Below are 17601 nucleotides of genomic sequence, written 5' to 3' on the forward strand. Positions count from 1 at the left end.
AAAGGGGGGAATAGAATGAATTCACCGATTGTAACGATTGTTGTACCTTGTTATAACGAAGAAAGCGTTTTGCAGGAAACCATTTCCCAGCTTTGTGGATTGATGAGTGGGTTGGTCGATGAAAACGTTGTTTCCGGTCAAAGTAAAATTTTGTTGGTCGATGATGGGAGCAAGGATCAAACGTGGAAGATCATTTATAAAGAAACGATTAATAATGAATATGTTCGCGGGCTAAAGCTTTCCCGGAATGCTGGACATCAAAATGCACTTCTGGCAGGGTTGTTTACAGCCAAGGAAGCCTCGGATTGTGTGATTTCCATTGATGCAGATTTACAGGATGATATTCAGGTCATCCCGGAATTCATTCGGAAATTCAATGAAGGATGTGAAATCGTATATGGTGTCCGCCAGAAAAGGGACCTTGATTCATTCTTTAAACGAACATCTGCAGCAGGTTTTTATAAATTGATGAACAAGATGGGGGTCAACCTTGTCTATAATCATGCCGATTTCCGACTAATGAGCAAAAGGGCGATCACGGAGTTGGAACGCTTTGATGAAACGAATCTTTTTTTACGGGGGATTGTACCGCTTATTGGGTTTAAGACGGATTCTGTTTACTATGACCGTAAAGAAAGATTGGCTGGGGAAACGAAATATCCATTTAAGAAGATGGTTGCTTTTGCACTTGATGGCATTACTTCCTTTTCAGTTACACCAATCCGGCTTGTATTATGGCTAGGATGTCTTTCCTTTTTCATTAGCTTACTCTTTGGGTCTTACTTTTTATGGTTGAAATTTTATGGGCAGACCGAAACTGGCTGGACCTCATTGATCACCTCCATATGGTTGATCGGTGGACTACAGTTGATTGCTGTCGGCTTGATTGGGGAGTATATAGGTAAAATCTATAATGAATCCAAACGCCGGCCAAAATATATTGTTGATCTTGATCTATTTAATCCGCTCGATTTAAAAAAACGGGAGCAACTAGACAATGAACGGAACAGTATTGAAAAACTATCTAAAACAAACTAACTCCTTTATCCGCTTTTTATTGGTTGGAATAGTCAATACAGCGGTTGGACTTTCCATCATGCTTTTTCTCATGAATGTTCTTGAATTATCTTACTGGATCTCCACCTTTATCGGCAATGGTACGGGAGCTGTAACGAGTTTTCTTTTGAACAGGACTTTTACCTTTAAAAGCGATATAGAATGGCGTCGAGGAGTTGCCCGTTTCTTTTGCGTCATCCTGATTTGTTATTCCGCCGCTTATTCTATAGGCCAAGCCATTGCAGAATCACTGGAAGGAACCGTTCATTTATCCATACAACAAAATTTGGCTGTTCTGATAGGAACAATCTTTTATACAGTGCTTAACTATCTTGGCCAGAAATACTTTGTCTTTAAAAAAAGCAATTTGAGGCCAATTCAAGAAGGAAGGAACTGATTAGCGTAGATCAGTGGAATAATGCCCCCAAATGGACGGGAATTAATAATGGAATCGGAAAGAGAAAATTCGGATTTAATGACTATCCAAGCTGGGGCAGATCTGTTTTACTTGATCCATCACGTTCCATGTGGTGATCATTTTTCCTTTTTCGAAATGTATTTTTTGTTCATTGTCCTCTTTAATATCCCTTTTAGACGTTTACTTTCCTCCTTTCCTACCTTCGAATCATGTGTTTGCATGACTTTTGTTATATAAGTCAAGAATAAAGCCTCGTTTATAAATAATAATTCTATTTCTGTGCAAAATTTTCATTTACTTTTCCATTTCACGGGAGTATGATAATCAACAGTTTCATATTTCTAAATCGCTTAAACCTTATGGTGCGGGGGACCCGTTATTGGGATTGTTTTTACAATCCAAGGGGTGAATCCTTTAAAAGGTAGGGCTACTCTTAGGTCCGAATCCGACAGCTAACCTCGTAAGCGTTATATGAGAAGGAAGGTGGAGCTTGTTAGACAAAAAAATTGATGTCTACAGGTCTATTTAGCTATGACTTGTAGGCATTTTTGTGTTCCGTCTCGTTTTTTGCTACAGCTGGGAAACATAAACTTATAAATTAAACTGGTGGTGAATTCTTTATGTTATCTTCTATAAAGAGGTTCTTGATTGGGAGACCTTTAAAATCGAATGCACTTGGTGAACAAAAGCTTAATAAAACAAAGGCGTTGGCGATATTATCTTCCGATGCTTTGTCTTCGGTTGCATATGGGCCGGAGCAAATATTGATTGTCCTGATCACGGTCGGTGCTGCGGCATTCTGGTATTCAATCCCCATCGCGATTGGAGTATTGATCCTGTTAACCGCTTTGATTTTGTCCTACAGACAAATCATTTTCGCTTATCCACATGGTGGGGGAGCCTATGTGGTTTCAAAAAACAATTTAGGTGTCAATCCAGGGTTGATAGCTGGAGGATCCTTATTGGTCGATTATATATTAACTGTCGCGGTAAGTGTTTCTGCTGGTACGGATGCCATCACGTCCGCTTTTCCCGGCCTGCATGACTATAATGTCCTCATAGCCATTATTTTCGTCATCCTACTTACTATCTTGAACCTTAGGGGGGTTACGGAATCGGCCTCTGTCTTGGCCTATCCGGTGTACCTATTCGTTTTAGCCTTGTTCATCTTGATAGGGGTTGGAATTTACAAGATTCTGACGGGAGGAATCTCACCGGAATTGCATGCGTCAATCGGGACTCCGGTAGCCGGCATCAGTTTATTTATACTGCTAAGAGCATTTGCATCAGGAAGCTCCGCATTGACAGGAGTCGAAGCGATTTCCAATGCAATCCCGAACTTTAAAGATCCAGCACCGAATAATGCTGCAAAAACATTAATAGCGATGGGCTCCTTACTAGCTGTTTTGTTTTCGGGAATCGTATTCTTAGCCTATTATTTAAGCGTTGTTCCTAGCGCAGAGGTAACGGTCGTCTCCCAGATTGCTGAAGAGATTTTTGGACGGAATTTCATGTATTTCTTCATTCAAGGTACAACTGCATTGATCTTGATACTTGCGGCAAATACTGGATATTCGGCTTTCCCTTTGCTTGCGGTAAATCTGGCGAAGGATAAATTCATACCAAGGGCGTTTACGATCAGAGGGGACCGTTTAGGGTATTCCAATGGAATTATCATACTTGGACTTGCATCCATCATCTTGATAGTCGCATTTGAAGGACATACGGAAAATCTCATTCCGCTTTATGCGGTTGGTGTATTCATCCCATTTACGTTATCCCAGACCGGGATGATTGTTAAATGGATTCGCGAAAAGCCAAAAGGCTGGATGATGAAATTAACCATTAATTCAATTGGTGCCATAATTAGCTTTATCGTCACGATGATATTCTTTTTAACCAAATTTAGTCAGGTTTGGCCTGTTTTGATTTTTTTACCTATCATCATTTTAATTTTTCATCGAATTAGAAATCATTATGAAGCAGTTGGAGACCAACTAAGGATTACAACATGTGAGCCGACCTTACCAATTGAAGGAAATATCATCATTGTACCTGTTGCGGGTATAACTCATGTGGTTGAGAACTCTTTAAATTATGCAAAATCTCTATCTGCACATCAGGTCATTGCCGTTTATGTCGCTTTTGAAAGAGATGATGAAAAGAAATTCGAAGAAAAATGGAATAAATGGCAGCCGGATGTAAGGCTCGTTACACTGAATTCTTATTACAGAAGTATCATTCAGCCACTAACTAAATTTGTGGATACAGTAGAACATAAGGCTAGTGAATCCAATTATAAAGTTACGGTGATCATCCCCCAATTCATTCCGAAGAAGGGCTGGCACAATATACTTCATAACCAATCAAGTTTACTGATTCGCGCTTACTTACTTTATAAAAGAAATGTGGTTGTTACGACAGTGCCATATCATTTAAAGAAGTAAGTTCCATATCTTATAGAACAGAATGTAGACAAATTCGATTTTCATCGAGTTTGTCTACATTTTTTTATGGCTTATACAATTTGGACGTGGATTTCCACTCAAGAAACTCGCTATCCGCGGGCGGTGGGCGAGCCTCCTCGGCTTGCGCCTGCGGGGTCTCCCAAGACGCGCTTTCCCGCAGAAGTCTCGTACACCCGCTCCACTCAACCTTGTTATAGTATGTAGTAAGGAACCATACTTGAGGAGTTGAAGTTGTGTTGGTTTGGGAACATCATTTGATGAAAGATAAGTTTTCCGTCTACAAATGTGGGTCCCGGTATACATGATTGGGCCTACGTATTATTAATGGATTATACAATTGGACGTTGATTTCCACTCCAGGCACTCGCTTTCCGCGGGCGGTCCGCGAGCCTCCTCGTCTAACGCCTGCGGGGTCTCCCAAGACGCGCTTTTCCCGCAGGAGTCTCGTACCTTCCGCTACAATCAGCTTTGTTATAGCATTTAGTTAGAAACCATACTTGAGGAGTTTGGGAACATCATTTGATAAAAGATAAGTTTTCCGAACCCCTTTTGTCTCAAACTGGAGGAGCAAGCCTACATAAGGTTTGCTTTCTGATAATCTTAGAATTAAAAAGACTGCCCCTACCATCGGTCTTTCAACAAGCGTCCCCTGAATTAATTAAAAACTCATTAAATTTGCCATCACGATCATTGCTGATGAAGCCCATACAAGAAAAAGGATTGCAGTGAGATGTGGGGATACTTCATCTTTTATAGCTTTAATTAAGGTAAATATAAAACTATAGCCAAAAATGAAAAATAAAATTACATATAAGTAAACCAATATATACATTCCTTTCGTAACATAGAGGCTAAAAACTGGATTTAACTAGAATATTTTACCATGTATTTCAGTGTTCCTGACCAATATTTAAACAAGAGTTTTTTCTCAGAGCCTTTTATTTTCACCGAAGATAAAAGAGAACCCAAGTGTTCTGTAAGTTGGGTATTGTTTTAAATCTTTCAGTCAAAAGGGATTTGGAAATACTTGTCGAAAATTATAAAAACAACGCTCATATTGATAATGGCCAGGGGTGGGAAGAATGATGAACGGCTCTCCTGACCCGTGTAGTGATGCGGATGACCACTCAGCCAATCGATTACTTGTAGTAATTGGGGCAAATGCAAGCTTATTGCAGTGGTAAAAAGGCTTTGGTGACAGTGTAATATAAAAGGAGCGTGATGGTAGCTGAGAATCATTCAGAGTTTCAATAACTTCGACTATTTTCCATTCCAACCGGAATTCGAGATTCTATCAGATTATTATATAGAATATAAACAAAGAAATTCTGACCATTCCACTACATTGTTCTATCAATTTAAAATCAATCGGGATTTAATGAATCCAATGTCCGTCATTCCGGATGGGTGCATCGACATATTATTTTATTGCGATCCCGAAAGACCCTCCGCAGATGTGTTCGGAACTGTCCTCAAGTACAAAACGATAAACTTTCAGGCTAATTGTGAATATTTCGGTGTGAGGTTTATGCCTAAGCAGGAAACCCAGCATTTTAAATATTCCATGAAGGAGGTAATCGATCGCCAAATCCCTTTAGCTGATATGTTAAAAATTGAACCTACCATTACGGAAAGGTTAATAACTGAACGGGATTTTCATAGAAGAATAAAGCTGTTCAAAGAAGAAATAGGGATTAATATTTTTACGTGTAACGGTTTGCCGGCAATAATAGAATATTCCTTGAACAAAATATATTCTTCTAAAGGAAATGTAAATATGAATCAATTAGCTGCTGAGACCGGATACTCTACAAGATACTTGCGAAAGCAATTCGATGTTCATGTAGGGATGCCGCCCAAATTATTCAGCCAAATAGTGAGGTTCCAAAACTCCCTGCATATGTTATTGAATAAACAGGCTTTTACAGTTTGGGATGTGATTAATGAGAATGGGTATTTTGATCAATCACATTTAATTAATGAATTTAAAAAATTTGGTTATCTGACTCCTACTAAATTCATCGATGCCGTTTCAAAGAAATTTTCAAACCCAATATAACGTTCTTGCTATATAGTGATTACATTTGAAGGATCCCGTTCATGGTGACGAGGATCTTTTTTGTTTGGTTTTAATGCATACAAAATATTACGAAAGTTCCGTTTTTTACAATAAAAAAATGATGCGCGGCCTTATTGTATTAATAGATATTTTGTTTGTTGTTTTGGGATTTCCACTAGAAAGGGGAAACGATGATGGGGAAAAACTATCGATTGTTCATTGATGGGAGATGGGTTGATTCAATATCTGGAAGAACATTTGAATCACTTAATCCTGCAACTGATGAAGTGAATGCTGTAGTTGCCGAGGCAGGTCCGGAAGATGTTGATTTAGCGGTAAAAGCTGCACGAAGGGCGTTTGAATCTGGCCCGTGGGCTGAAATGGCACCGGGGGATAGAGGGAGGTTGCTGAATAAAGTGGTACAGGCACTGTGGGAGAAAGCCGATATGCTCGCCGAAGTCGAATCACAAGATAACGGGCTGCCAATCAATGAAACAAAATTCATTGCGATGCCTGCCATGATAGATGTACTCGAATTTTATGCGGGATTAGCCAATAAAGTCCAGGGAAGTACCCTTGCCTCTCCCAATAACCGGTTCAATTATACCTTGAAGGAGCCAATCGGTGTCATAGGGGCCATAGTTCCTTGGAACTTTCCGCTTATGCTGACGATGTGGAAGCTTGCCCCTGCTTTAGCTGCAGGCAATACGATTGTGATAAAACCAGCTGAGCAAACTCCTGTAAGCATTCTGGAATTGGTTAAAATCTTTCAAGAAGTCGGAATTCCAGATGGAGTCATCAATGTTATTCCGGGATACGGGAAGATAGCGGGTGATGCCCTCTCCTCCCATCCTGACGTCGATAAAATCGCTTTTACGGGTTCAACGAATACTGGCCGCCTAATCATGCAGGCAGCAAGTAAGAACTTAAAACCAATTAGCCTTGAATTAGGGGGGAAATCACCAAATATAGTTTTTGATGATGCTTCAATTGATAATGCAGTGAATGGATCCATGTTTGGTATCTTCTTCGCACAAGGTCAAGTATGCGCCTCGGGTACAAGACTTTTTGTGCAGGAAAGCATATATGATCGATTCATGGAATCATTCGTGAAGAAAGCACGATCCATCCGTGTAGGGAATCCTTTAGACCATACGACCCAAATGGGACCGCAAGTTTCCTTGCAGCAACTTGACAAAATTCAACAATATGTAGCGGCCGGTCTGGAACAGGGAGCTAATCTTGTCATGGGAGGAGAAAGAAATACTAAGGCAGGAAATGGCTATTTCTTCACGCCCACTGTTTTTGAGAACGTTACCAATGATATGACAATTGCCCGTGAAGAAATTTTTGGGCCGGTTTTGTCGGTTATCAAGTTCAAAGATGAGGAGGATGCATTGAACAAGGCAAATGACAGCTTGTATGGATTGGCTTCAGGTTTATGGACCAATGATTTAAAACGGGCGCACCGGATGGTAAGGGGGTTAAAAGCGGGGACGGTGTATGTGAACACGTTTAGCATGCTTGATAGTGCAGCACCTTTTGGCGGCAGGAAGCAAAGCGGTTTCGGAAGGGAACTGGGTATCCAAGCGATGGATATGTACACGGAAACAAAAAATGTGTGGATCGATTTGAATGAGCAGGGCTTGAACTGGTATGGAGTTTAAGGGCAGGGACGCGTCCTAATGGGAGCTTGATTGAGTTGGATTTCCAGCTATCCGCTTGATAAATCGGTATGAGTGGGATGTGTTTACTGATATTGGCTATCTTCATCATATTGAATATTGTTGGGTCAAAGAGTCAACATCAGGTTTCTGGAAAGATGGCGGTAGGCAAATAAAATTTTGAACTTTATGCACGAGGCACTTCGAGGGGAAGTTTACTTAATGGATAGAATGATATTTTACCTAAAAGGGAGAGGTTAATATGGAGAAAACTTCTAGCATGAAAGTAACGAGGGAAAAGCACCCGCTTGATCCATTAACGGCAGAAGAACTTAAACTTACGGTCCAGATTTTAAAACGTGATAAAGGATTGGATGACCATTACCGCTTCGCTAACATCAGCTTACTGGAACCTGCAAAATCAATTGTTCTGGATTATCGTGATGAAGAACAAATCAAGAGAGAAGCATTCTGTATCATTCTTCATAATAAAGAGGGAAAAACATATGAGGCTGTTGTTTCCTTAACGGAAGGAAGCATAACGTCATGGAAACTGATTCCTGGAGTGCAGCCATCCATAATGGCTGATGAATTCATGGAGTGTCAGGAAGTCGTGAAAAGCCACCCTGAGATGATAAAAGCCTTTGCCAAAAGGGGGCTTACGAATATGGACAATATCATGGTCGATCCATGGTCAGCAGGGAATTTTGGAATTGAAGAGGAAGTGGATGTACGAATCGTCAGGGCTTTATGTTATTACCGTACATCATTATATGATAATGGGTATGCACGTCCCATTTCAGGATTATATGTCCTTGTCGATTTAAATAAGATGGAAGTCATCAAGATTGTGGACAAAGGTGTCATACCATTACCGCCGCTTGATGGAAATTATACACCCGATCAAGTAGGTGACATGAGGCTGGATGTTAAGCCTTTGGAAATAGTTCAGCCAAAAGGACCAAGTTTCACGACGGAAGGACATGTGATCGATTGGCAAAAATGGAATATCCGCTTTGGTTTCAACTCCCGTGAGGGTCTTGTCCTTCATACGGTCAGTTACAATGATGATGGAGTGCAGCGGCCAATCCTGTATAGAGCTTCTTTATCCGAGATGGTGGTGCCTTACGGTGATCCGACTGATCCGGTTAACAGGAACAATGCTTTTGATGCAGGGGAATACGGCATTGGCATGTTGGCGAATTCACTTGAACTTGGGTGTGACTGCCTAGGTGAGATCAAGTATTTTGACGCGAACCTGGTGGATAGTAAAGGGAATGTAATTCAAATTAAAAATGCAATTTGTCTGCATGAGGAGGATTTTGGAATTGGATGGAAACATACGGATTGGAGGACAGGTCATGTTGAAGTCCGCCGTTCAAGAAGATTGGTCTTATCGAGCATTTCAACAGTTGGAAATTACGAATACGGATTTTATTGGTATTTCTTTCAGGATGGGACGATACAGTTTGAAGTGAAATTGACAGGCATATTGCATACACAAGCCATCGAACCTGACCGGAAGCACCCGCATGGCAATCTGGTCGCACCTCAATTATTTGCTGCACATCACCAGCATTTCTTTAATATGAGGCTTGATATGATGGTTGATGGAATGAATAATTCAGTTTATGAAGTCAATACAAAAAGCATGGAAAAGGGATCGGACAACCCATATGGAAATGGTTTCTATCCGGTTTCTACTTTGCTTAAAAATGAATCCGAGGCTGTCCGGGACCTTGATTTGCGTACTGCGCGCTTCTGGAAGATCGTCAATCCCTCAAAAAAGAATATATTGGGGGAACCGGTTGGTTATAAATTGTTTGCTGGGGAGAATTGTTTTCCGTTCGCCCATGATGATTCGCCTTTATTAAAACGGGCTGGATTTTTAAAACACCATTTTTGGGTGACGCCATTCGATCCTGATGAACAGTTTGCATCAGGGCGATACCCAAACCAACATGCAGGGGGAGAAGGGTTGGAAGATTGGGTTAAAGCCGATCGCTCCATTGAAAATGAAGATGTTGTGGTCTGGTATAACATGGGACACCATCATATAACACGACCTGAAGATTGGCCAGTCATGCCGACCGCTTATATTAGCTTCATTTTAAAACCGACGGGCTTTTTCAATCGGAATCCAGCTCTTGACGTGCCTCCATCAAAAGCAAAGAATTCAGCTTGCCAGGTGGACGGTAATACTTCCTGTCATTAAAATCAGTCGTTTCACTAACTATTGCTCGAAAAGGGGGAAACGAATCGAATGCTGATGCTGACCAGTTTTATGATAGTCATGGCTTATACAATTTACTTTTCTAAAAAAGCCCATCTGAAAAAAGATCATATTGGTGTTGGCCTTGGTAAATGCATGGTCATGATGTTAAGCATGACGACAAGTTTAACCTTAAGTTTAATGCTGTCATTCCTGATGCCCGGCAAGCTGGCGGTTTTAACCGTTCTAGCCATCGCAATATGTGCAGTGGCAGGTTTCATCATCGGAAGGCCATTCGGTTTAACAGCGGTTATGGAGTCTCTGTCAACAACTCTGATGGGGGCAATGATGGGAGGCATGCTTGGGGTCATGCTGCCCCTTGATTCACAAACTTTCATGCTCGTTTCGATGGATCTGATTTACCTTTGCAGTATATTCATTGTGACTTTTTATATAAAAAGAGCGGGTGTAAAAGAGACAAAAAGTGGGAGGGGGTTTACTCCTTTCTTTCTGACCCTCTTGTTCTCCATCATCATAATCGGAACGTCTGCCGTTTGGGAACGTGATTATTTCAAGGTTGGTGGAGATTCGGAAATGGACATGCAACATCATCAACATGGCGGGTAGCTGTTGCAAGAATATCAACACAAAAAGGGCTGCAGCAGCAGCCCTTTTTGTGTTGAACACTTTTTTGGGGAATCACTTCATAAAATTACCAAGGGTCATTTCAAATAATGAGAACATATTAAAAGAATACAAAATGAAATATCCTGCTTAGTTTTGTACTTACATATATGGGGGTTGAAAATGGATATATTATTAGCTCTCTTGCCGGCATTATTCTGGGGAAGCATCGTTTTATTTAATGTGAAACTCGGGGGTGGACCCTATAGTCAAACACTAGGTACAACGATTGGCGCCTTGATTTTTTCAATTGGTGTTTATATTTTTGCCGATATTAAGCTGTCACTTTTGGTGTTTGGTGTCGGAGTCGTATCTGGATTGTTTTGGGCCGTTGGACAAGCTAATCAGCTTAAGAGCATTGATTTAATGGGAGTTTCTAAAACAATGCCGATATCAACAGGATTGCAGCTCATTTCAACCACTTTATTCGGGGTCATAGTTTTTAACGAATGGTCTACAATGAAAGCGATTATTTTAGGCGTTTTGGCATTGATCTTCATTATTATAGGAATCATCTTGACCTCCTTGGAAGATAAAGAATCGAAAGAGGGCAAGTCGGGAAACTTGAAGAAAGGAATTGTTATTCTCCTCATCTCGACATTCGGTTATTTGGTTTATGTGGTCGTGGCCCGTCTTTTTGATGTTGACGGATGGTCAGCGTTGTTCCCTCAAGCGATCGGGATGGTGATAGGCGGTCTGTTATTGACTTTTAAGCATAAACCATTTAACAAATATACGATTCGCAATATCATTCCGGGATTGATATGGGCTGCAGGGAACATGTTTTTATTCATTTCCCAGCCACGTGTGGGAGTGGCCACTAGTTTTTCACTTTCGCAGATGGGCATAGTCATCTCAACTCTTGGCGGGATTTTCATTTTACGTGAAAAGAAAACGAAGCGCCAACTAATTGGAATCGTAATTGGGATTATCTTGATCATCATAGCTGGGATTATGCTGGGATTGGCAAAAAGTTAATTGGAGGGTGATTACATGTATACAGATTTAGAAGGTAAGGTCGTGGTCATAACCGGATCATCCACTGGTTTAGGAAAAGCGATGGCCATTCGCTTTGCTAAGGAAAAGGCAAAGGTCGTGGTTAATTATCGCACTAAATCAGAGGAAGCGGATAGTGTAATGGAAGAAATCAAAACAAATGGCGGGGAAGCCATTGCAGTAAAAGGCGATGTCACCGTTGAAGAAGATGTTATTAACCTTGTTCAATCAGCGATAAAGAATTTCGGGAAACTCGATATATTCATCAATAATGCAGGGATTGAAAATCCGGTTCCATCTCACGAGATGCCGTTAAGCGACTGGAATAGGGTAATCGATACTAACTTAACGGGGAATTTCTTAGGCTGCCGCGAAGCTATCAAGTATTTTGTCGAGAACGATATTAAAGGGAATGTAATTAACATGTCCAGTGTACATGAGATGATTCCCTGGCCTTTATTCGTTCACTATGCAGCTAGCAAGGGCGGGGTGAAGCTGCTTACGGAAACCCTGGCTCTTGAATATGCACCAAAAGGGATCCGCGTGAACAGCATTGGTCCCGGAGCCATCGCCACGCCAATAAATGCCGACAAGCTTGAAGATCCCGAAAAGAAAAAGGACCTTGAAAGCATGATTCCGATGGGGTATATCGGAAAGCCTGAAGAAATTGCCGCGGTTGCTGCATGGCTGGCATCTTCAGAGTCCAGCTATGTAACGGGCATCACTCTATTCGCTGACGGAGGAATGACAAAATACCCTTCATTCCAAGCGGGTAGAGGATGAGTTTTGATTAATTCCTCTTATATGATGCAACAAGAATCCCAGCAGGATCAAGCCTGCTGGGATTCTTGTGTAAAGCATTAACGAGTATGATGATTATACCAGGTAATGAAATTATCGACGACCGTATCGATAAACTGGACAGTCGACTCATGTATAAGGCTGCCTTCGTTATCGATTTTGTCATGCACTGCACCAACATATACTTCATTCCCAGGAAGGAGTGGGGAGGAGATGCCTATTGCGAATAAGATTTCACGCAAATGCAATTGAGCCTTTACCGTCCCTAATTGCCCCATTGACGCACCCATGATCCATGATGGTTTGCCGATCAAGACTTTATCGACACGTGATAACCAATCAATTGCATTGCCCAATACACCTGGAATCGTCCCGTTGTATTCAGGTGTTACCCACAAGACTGCATCTGCTTCGGCCACTTTGCTTTTAAATTCTTTTACAACCAATGGAGGATCATTTTCAATATCTTGATCATAAAAAGGTAAATCCCGAATGTTCAAGATTTCGAGATCAAATCGATCTTGATATCTAGTTTGAATATATTTGGCAAGCTTAAGGTTGTATGACTCTTTACGGATACTTCCCACTATGGCAACAACTTTCATCTCCAATACCTCCAATGATTTTATAATGGATAATCATGTAAATGTTCTACTTACCTATTATAATAGGAATGTAATTGAAAGGGAAAAAGGATGCTTGGAAAGTAATCATTCGGCGGATGGCCCTTCAATCACACCACGATGAAAATGCTTTTCCATGACATAGCCAAAAAAGGAGGCAAGCATTTGTTGAAACAGCATGCCAAGTACAACGGGTACCGCAACGGCAGCAGGGAAATAGGTGGTTGCAAGAACGGCTCCAGCACTGATGTTTCGCATACCGCCAGTAAATGTCAAGGTGATGATATCCGCCTTTTCCCATCTTAAACATGCACCGACCATCCAAGAAAGGGCATAACCTGAAGCGGCTATGAACAAAACCAAGAAGGCCATGATCATTATTTTCTTATCGAAATGGGTTAAGTAAGGCGCAATTTTTGAACTGTTCAATATGACTACGATTCCAACGCTTATCTTGGAGAATGGAGCTAATCGGGGAGATAGTGTATTTTGTATCTTTCCTTTTGTAGCCTGATTCAAGAACATGGCAAGCATGGAGGGAAGAACGACCATTCCGATTAATCCTTTCACTATCGACCCCAAATCCATTTCGATCGAACCGCCTCCGAAAAGGGAAATGCTGTATGGGACGATGAATGGCGAGAGTAGGGTGTCGATTAAGATGATGGTTAGGGCAAGTATGGCATTACCCTTATAAATGGATACCCAGATCATACTGGTGACACCGGTTGGAATCACTACAGCGAGGACTAGGCCGGTAATTGTGAAAGCATCACCATGAAACACTAAATGACCGAGGCCAAAAGCCCAAATTGGCATAAGCATATGAAGGATGATCAATACGATGAAAACGGGTAAAGGGTGGGTGACTGCCTGTTGCAGGGATTTAAAGTTAGAGCCTAAACTCCCGGAAAATGTAATGAAGGCAAATATCCATGGAACAAGAAAGGTATAATCCATTAGATGTTCGGACAATAATACCCCAATAATCACGCTTATCGGCGTGATGAGAGGCATGACTTTATCGAGTTGTTCATTTATTGTTTTCAGCATCATTCATCCACTTCCTCATCCATTCTATTAAGTAAGTTTACCATATTCCAAAACATATAATTTGTAAGACAAGAATTTTGTCAATTTATTTTTTGGAAATGGTGAAATGCAATTAATGTAAGACTATATAAAATAGGCCAAGTGGATGCTAATATATCCATTCTTTTTGTGTTCTCTATTACTTTCACTGCTATGAAACCAAAAGGGTTGCAAGCTTTCCTTGATGGATGGTTTTATAAGGAGGTTTTTAGGCAGGATTGTTCGATGCAGCGTTGTATATTCAATGAAAAATAGTTTAAAGTAGAGGAGAGAGGTGAAAGAAATGTCAGAAAAGGTTTCCAGTATAATGTGGTTTAGTCTTGCAGTACAAGCCCTGCTTGTTCTTGCTGATCATGATGGATTATGTAATAGTAATAAATTGGCCGTTAAGCTTGATTCGGAGTCAGGTTTTCTTAGAAAAATATTAAGTAATTTAGTGAAGGCAGGGCTGATTCAAGCGAAGGAAGGAAGAGATGGGGGATATTCACTTGCCAAAAATCCCGACCAAATCATTCTTGCAGATATATACTCTGCAATTAAATCCGAACCTTTTTCAAAAGGCTTTCTTGATGTGAATGCTAAAAAATGCTTTCAACCATCTTCCCGCGAAGCTTTATGCGGCTTGAAAAACGAGATGGAGAGCTGGATTATACAAGGCTTGGAACAAAAGACGATTGCTGATTTACTATCAAAATCTTAATGTGAAAAACGAAACTGACAAGGTTTCGTTTTTCTTAAACTGTATTTGACAAAAGAACAGTATGCGTTATATACTGTTCCTGTAATAATTACAGTTAAATGGAGGTCATTATCAATGACAAAAAATATAATGAGTAAAGAAGAGTACCTGAATAAAGCAAAAGAATTGAATGTACCGCTTGAAAAGCCGAAAGTCCTTAATGATACGGATTTCATTACGGTAGCAAAAGAACGGAGATCTGTTCGCCAGTACGATGCTGAATACGTGATGACTGAAGAGGAAATTCGTGAAATCCTGGAGATTGCGATTCAAGCGCCTTCTTCTTCCAACTTACAGCCATGGAGATTCCTTGTGATTCAAGATAAGCAAACCCAACAAGAATTGCTACCCATCGCAAATAACCAACAACAAATCGTCGATGCATCTGCTGTCATTGCCGTTTTAGCTGATATAGAAGGTTACAAAAATGCAGAACGGATTTATGGTGAATTAGTCAATAAAGGGATCATGAAGAATGAAATCAAAGAGCCATATGTAGCCTCTATTCTGCATAATTACGGCAACTTTTCCGCTGAGAAGGCTTTAAGCGTAGCCATGATTGACGGTGGCTTGGTTTCCATGCAGATCATGTTGGCTGCAAAAGCAAAAGGATACGATACAGTCCCAATGGGAGGGTTCGATGAAGCCAAATTTGTGGATGCGTTCAATGTACCGGAAAACTTCAAACCTGTCATGTTGATTTCCCTTGGAAAAGGAACTAAAGCAGGCTTTGAAAAAGTCCGTTTGCCACTCGATACTATATTGACTTGGAATAAATTCTGAGGAACAAACTAAGAAAAAGGATAGCTAAAATCGCTATCCTTTTTCTCATGGGTTGAGGTTGGCTCTGAAAAATCATTTATTCTCGCGAGCGATAAATGAATGTGTTACAATTTTTCCAGATATTTCTTTGAAATGTCTCCTCTAAAAATCACCGACCGGCAAATTAAGCTAATGAATTCCTTTTGGTGCTGCTAGCCAAAATACAGCAATTATCGTGGGTTTAGCCGTTGACAATGGATGGGAGGGAGTCCGTAAGAAGAATATGAAAAGTGAAGTGTTCTCGTGGTTGAAAGCTATCTTATTCGCTTTAATGATTGTGTTCATTTGCCAACAGTTTTTATTTACGCCAGTCACGGTAAAAGGTGAATCAATGGAGCCGACTTATGAAAATGATGACCGGATCGTGGTAGCTAAAATCGGAAAGCCGGAGCGCTTCGATATGGTCGTATTTTATGCTCCGGACGCGGAAGAGAATTATATAAAAAGGGTGATCGGTTTACCAGGGGACAGCGTCGAAATGAAAGATGATGTCTTATATATCAATGGGAAAAAGTATACAGAACCATATTTGAATACAAAAAAAGGAGAAATTCCACCTGAAGAGAATCTGACGGAGAATTTCACCCTAAGTGATTTACTCGGGAAATCCAAGGTACCTGTCGGTCATTTATTTGTCATGGGGGATAATCGAAGGAATAGTTGGGATGGAAGAAGATTTGGTTTTATTTCTGAAAAATCACTTGTGGGCAAAGTGAAATTTCGTATCTACCCTTTAAATGAAATGGGAGTGCCGAAGTAAAAGGATTACAGTAAATTCAAGTGAAAGCCTAGATGATAATGATATGGACTAAGTTGTATTTATAGTAGATGATGGATAAGAACCTTTTCCTATAGGTAAGGTTTTTATTTTGGATTGTGGGGGATTAATATGAAGAATGGTTTTGCCATTTCCATCCCGATGCTGGATGAAGAAATGGGACGTCAGGTTAAAGGACATGTCGATTCGCTGACGATTCCTCAGGGAAGCTTAGGACGGCTTGAAGAATGGATAATTGAACTGGCCAAGATGACAGGGGAGGCATTTCCGGACATTTCGAAACCGGGGGTGATCGTGTTTGCAGCCGACCATGGAATTACGGAAGAAGGGGTTTCTGCGTATCCAAAAGAAGTAACGGAACAAATGGCACTTAATTTCCTGAATGACGGTGCTGCCATCAATGTATTAAGCCGTGCGATAGATGCTTACTTGGACATTGTCGATATAGGGATCGATGCAGATATCGAAGCACCGGGGTTAACTTCCAGAAAAGTCCGTAATGGAACTAGAAACTTTTATAAGGAAGAAGCTATGACAAAGGAAGAAGTAAATCAAGCGCTTGACATTGGATATGACCGTGCAGAGAAAATGATTGCCCGTGGTGTGAACTGCCTGATTCTTGGTGAAATGGGAATCGGAAATACGACATCCAGTACCGCCATCATCTCCATCATAAGCGGGAAAAGCGTCGACTCACTAGTGGGGCAGGGAACAGGATTGAAGTCAGAAGGAATTTTACATAAGAGAAGAATAATTGAAGAAGCGATTTCATTAAGAAATCCTAATCCTGATGATCCAATCAACATTTTGATGAATATCGGTGGATTCGAAATTGCAGGTATGGCAGGGGCCATGCTTGCTGCAGCGAATAACCGTATACCCATTCTGGTTGATGGTTTCATTACAACAACGGCTGCTGTATTGGCAAACCTGATTTCCGGACGTGCAGCCGATTATATGTTTGTTGGACATCGATCTGCAGAACCTGGTCATAGAGTGGCCATAGAACTGCTTGGCAAGGAACCGATCCTCGACCTGGGAATGAGAATCGGGGAAGGAACAGGGGCTGCCCTGTCATACCCCATTCTCAAGGCAGCGACATTGGTCATTAAAGAAATGGCAACATTTGAATCTGCTGGCGTGTCAAATAAGTAAGGAAAAGGAGACCTCGATACGCTGGTCTCCTTTT

At 40.9% G+C, this 17601-nt stretch carries 15 protein-coding genes and 1 riboswitch; of the genes, 13 read left to right on the forward strand and 2 right to left on the reverse strand.

The genetic code is table 11. The features are described 5' to 3' along the window. Nucleotides 1–15: 15 nt before the first annotated feature. The 9 genes from ACZ9AO_RS06510 (at nt 16) to ACZ9AO_RS06550 (ending at nt 12340) form a co-directional block, all read left to right on the forward strand. Nucleotides 16–1038, forward strand: coding sequence for a glycosyltransferase family 2 protein (locus tag ACZ9AO_RS06510; protein WP_476108707.1), 1023 nt, complete (start codon nt 16–18; stop codon nt 1036–1038). Continuing rightward, complete coding sequence (locus ACZ9AO_RS06515) at nt 998–1453, forward strand: GtrA family protein (protein ID WP_048689838.1); 456 nt, start codon at nt 998–1000, stop codon at nt 1451–1453. The genes ACZ9AO_RS06510 and ACZ9AO_RS06515 overlap by 41 nt, the downstream gene beginning before the upstream one ends. Nucleotides 1454–1811: 358 nt before the next feature. Then, a riboswitch (cyclic di-AMP (ydaO/yuaA leader) is annotated at nt 1812–1957 on the forward strand. 137 nt (nt 1958–2094) lie between these two features. Further along, the gene (locus ACZ9AO_RS06520; RefSeq protein WP_476108708.1) at nt 2095–3921 is read left to right on the forward strand and encodes an APC family permease; all 1827 of its coding nucleotides are present in this window, start codon (nt 2095–2097) and stop codon (nt 3919–3921) included. A gap of 1366 nt (nt 3922–5287) precedes the next feature. After that, nucleotides 5288–6001, forward strand: coding sequence for a helix-turn-helix domain-containing protein (locus ACZ9AO_RS06525; protein ID WP_476108709.1), 714 nt, complete (start codon nt 5288–5290; stop codon nt 5999–6001). 194 nt (nt 6002–6195) lie between these two features. Beyond that, a complete protein-coding gene (locus ACZ9AO_RS06530) occupies nt 6196–7668 on the forward strand; it encodes an aldehyde dehydrogenase family protein (protein ID WP_476108710.1) in 1473 nt (490 codons plus the stop codon). Nucleotides 7669–7927: 259 nt separating this feature from the next. Continuing rightward, nucleotides 7928–9880 carry a primary-amine oxidase gene (locus tag ACZ9AO_RS06535; RefSeq protein WP_476108711.1) on the forward strand — a complete coding sequence of 651 codons (1953 nt, stop codon included), beginning with the start codon at nt 7928–7930 and terminating at the stop codon, nt 9878–9880. A 48-nt stretch (nt 9881–9928) separates the two neighbouring features. Then, complete coding sequence (locus tag ACZ9AO_RS06540) at nt 9929–10504, forward strand: hypothetical protein (protein ID WP_476108712.1); 576 nt, start codon at nt 9929–9931, stop codon at nt 10502–10504. Nucleotides 10505–10684: 180 nt separating this feature from the next. Next, complete coding sequence (locus ACZ9AO_RS06545) at nt 10685–11539, forward strand: RhaT/GlcU family sugar-proton symporter (RefSeq protein WP_034315121.1); 855 nt, start codon at nt 10685–10687, stop codon at nt 11537–11539. Between the two features lie 15 nt (nt 11540–11554). Next, entirely contained in the window at nt 11555–12340 is a 786-nt protein-coding gene (locus tag ACZ9AO_RS06550; protein WP_048689825.1) for a glucose 1-dehydrogenase, read from the forward strand. Nucleotides 12341–12417: 77 nt separating this feature from the next. Here ACZ9AO_RS06550 and ACZ9AO_RS06555 read toward each other — a convergent pair whose 3' ends face one another. Further along, entirely contained in the window at nt 12418–12963 is a 546-nt protein-coding gene (locus ACZ9AO_RS06555; RefSeq protein WP_476108713.1) for an NADPH-dependent FMN reductase, read from the reverse strand. Between the two features lie 105 nt (nt 12964–13068). Next, the gene (locus tag ACZ9AO_RS06560; RefSeq protein WP_251541300.1) at nt 13069–14034 is read right to left on the reverse strand and encodes a bile acid:sodium symporter family protein; all 966 of its coding nucleotides are present in this window, start codon (nt 14032–14034) and stop codon (nt 13069–13071) included. A gap of 322 nt (nt 14035–14356) precedes the next feature. Here ACZ9AO_RS06560 and ACZ9AO_RS06565 point away from each other — a divergent pair, with 322 nt between their 5' ends. The 4 genes from ACZ9AO_RS06565 to cobT all read left to right on the forward strand — a co-directional run bounded on the left by ACZ9AO_RS06565 (nt 14357) and on the right by cobT (nt 17567). After that, on the forward strand, nt 14357–14773 hold the full coding sequence (locus ACZ9AO_RS06565; protein ID WP_251541129.1) for an RrF2 family transcriptional regulator: 417 nt from the start codon (nt 14357–14359) through the stop codon (nt 14771–14773). A 114-nt stretch (nt 14774–14887) separates the two neighbouring features. Further along, the gene (locus ACZ9AO_RS06570; protein ID WP_057275637.1) at nt 14888–15595 is read left to right on the forward strand and encodes a nitroreductase family protein; all 708 of its coding nucleotides are present in this window, start codon (nt 14888–14890) and stop codon (nt 15593–15595) included. 262 nt (nt 15596–15857) lie between these two features. Then, nucleotides 15858–16394 carry a signal peptidase I gene (gene lepB / locus ACZ9AO_RS06575; RefSeq protein WP_034315582.1) on the forward strand — a complete coding sequence of 179 codons (537 nt, stop codon included), beginning with the start codon at nt 15858–15860 and terminating at the stop codon, nt 16392–16394. A 129-nt stretch (nt 16395–16523) separates the two neighbouring features. Further along, the gene (gene cobT, locus ACZ9AO_RS06580) at nt 16524–17567 is read left to right on the forward strand and encodes a nicotinate-nucleotide--dimethylbenzimidazole phosphoribosyltransferase (RefSeq protein WP_476108714.1); all 1044 of its coding nucleotides are present in this window, start codon (nt 16524–16526) and stop codon (nt 17565–17567) included. Nucleotides 17568–17601: the final 34 nt, after the last annotated feature.

It is taken from the genome of Peribacillus sp. TE19612, assembly GCF_056279465.1.

Bases quoted from the DNA above. Each gene is read 5' to 3' on its own strand.
- ACZ9AO_RS06520 (WP_476108708.1), top strand. From the start codon at position 2,095: ATGTTATCTTCTATAAAGAGGTTCTTGATTGGGAGACCTTTAAAATCG.
- ACZ9AO_RS06545 (WP_034315121.1), top strand. From the start codon at position 10,685: ATGGATATATTATTAGCTCTCTTGCCGGCATTATTCTGGGGAAGCATC.
- ACZ9AO_RS06550 (WP_048689825.1), top strand. From the start codon at position 11,555: ATGTATACAGATTTAGAAGGTAAGGTCGTGGTCATAACCGGATCATCC.
- ACZ9AO_RS06510 (WP_476108707.1), top strand. From the start codon at position 16: ATGAATTCACCGATTGTAACGATTGTTGTACCTTGTTATAACGAAGAA.
- ACZ9AO_RS06515 (WP_048689838.1), top strand. From the start codon at position 998: ATGAACGGAACAGTATTGAAAAACTATCTAAAACAAACTAACTCCTTT.
- cobT (WP_476108714.1), top strand. From the start codon at position 16,524: ATGAAGAATGGTTTTGCCATTTCCATCCCGATGCTGGATGAAGAAATG.
- ACZ9AO_RS06570 (WP_057275637.1), top strand. From the start codon at position 14,888: ATGACAAAAAATATAATGAGTAAAGAAGAGTACCTGAATAAAGCAAAA.
- ACZ9AO_RS06530 (WP_476108710.1), top strand. From the start codon at position 6,196: ATGGGGAAAAACTATCGATTGTTCATTGATGGGAGATGGGTTGATTCA.
- lepB (WP_034315582.1), top strand. From the start codon at position 15,858: ATGAAAAGTGAAGTGTTCTCGTGGTTGAAAGCTATCTTATTCGCTTTA.
- ACZ9AO_RS06565 (WP_251541129.1), top strand. From the start codon at position 14,357: ATGTCAGAAAAGGTTTCCAGTATAATGTGGTTTAGTCTTGCAGTACAA.
- ACZ9AO_RS06555 (WP_476108713.1), bottom strand. From the start codon at position 12,963: ATGAAAGTTGTTGCCATAGTGGGAAGTATCCGTAAAGAGTCATACAAC.
- ACZ9AO_RS06560 (WP_251541300.1), bottom strand. From the start codon at position 14,034: ATGCTGAAAACAATAAATGAACAACTCGATAAAGTCATGCCTCTCATC.
- ACZ9AO_RS06540 (WP_476108712.1), top strand. From the start codon at position 9,929: ATGCTGATGCTGACCAGTTTTATGATAGTCATGGCTTATACAATTTAC.
- ACZ9AO_RS06535 (WP_476108711.1), top strand. From the start codon at position 7,928: ATGGAGAAAACTTCTAGCATGAAAGTAACGAGGGAAAAGCACCCGCTT.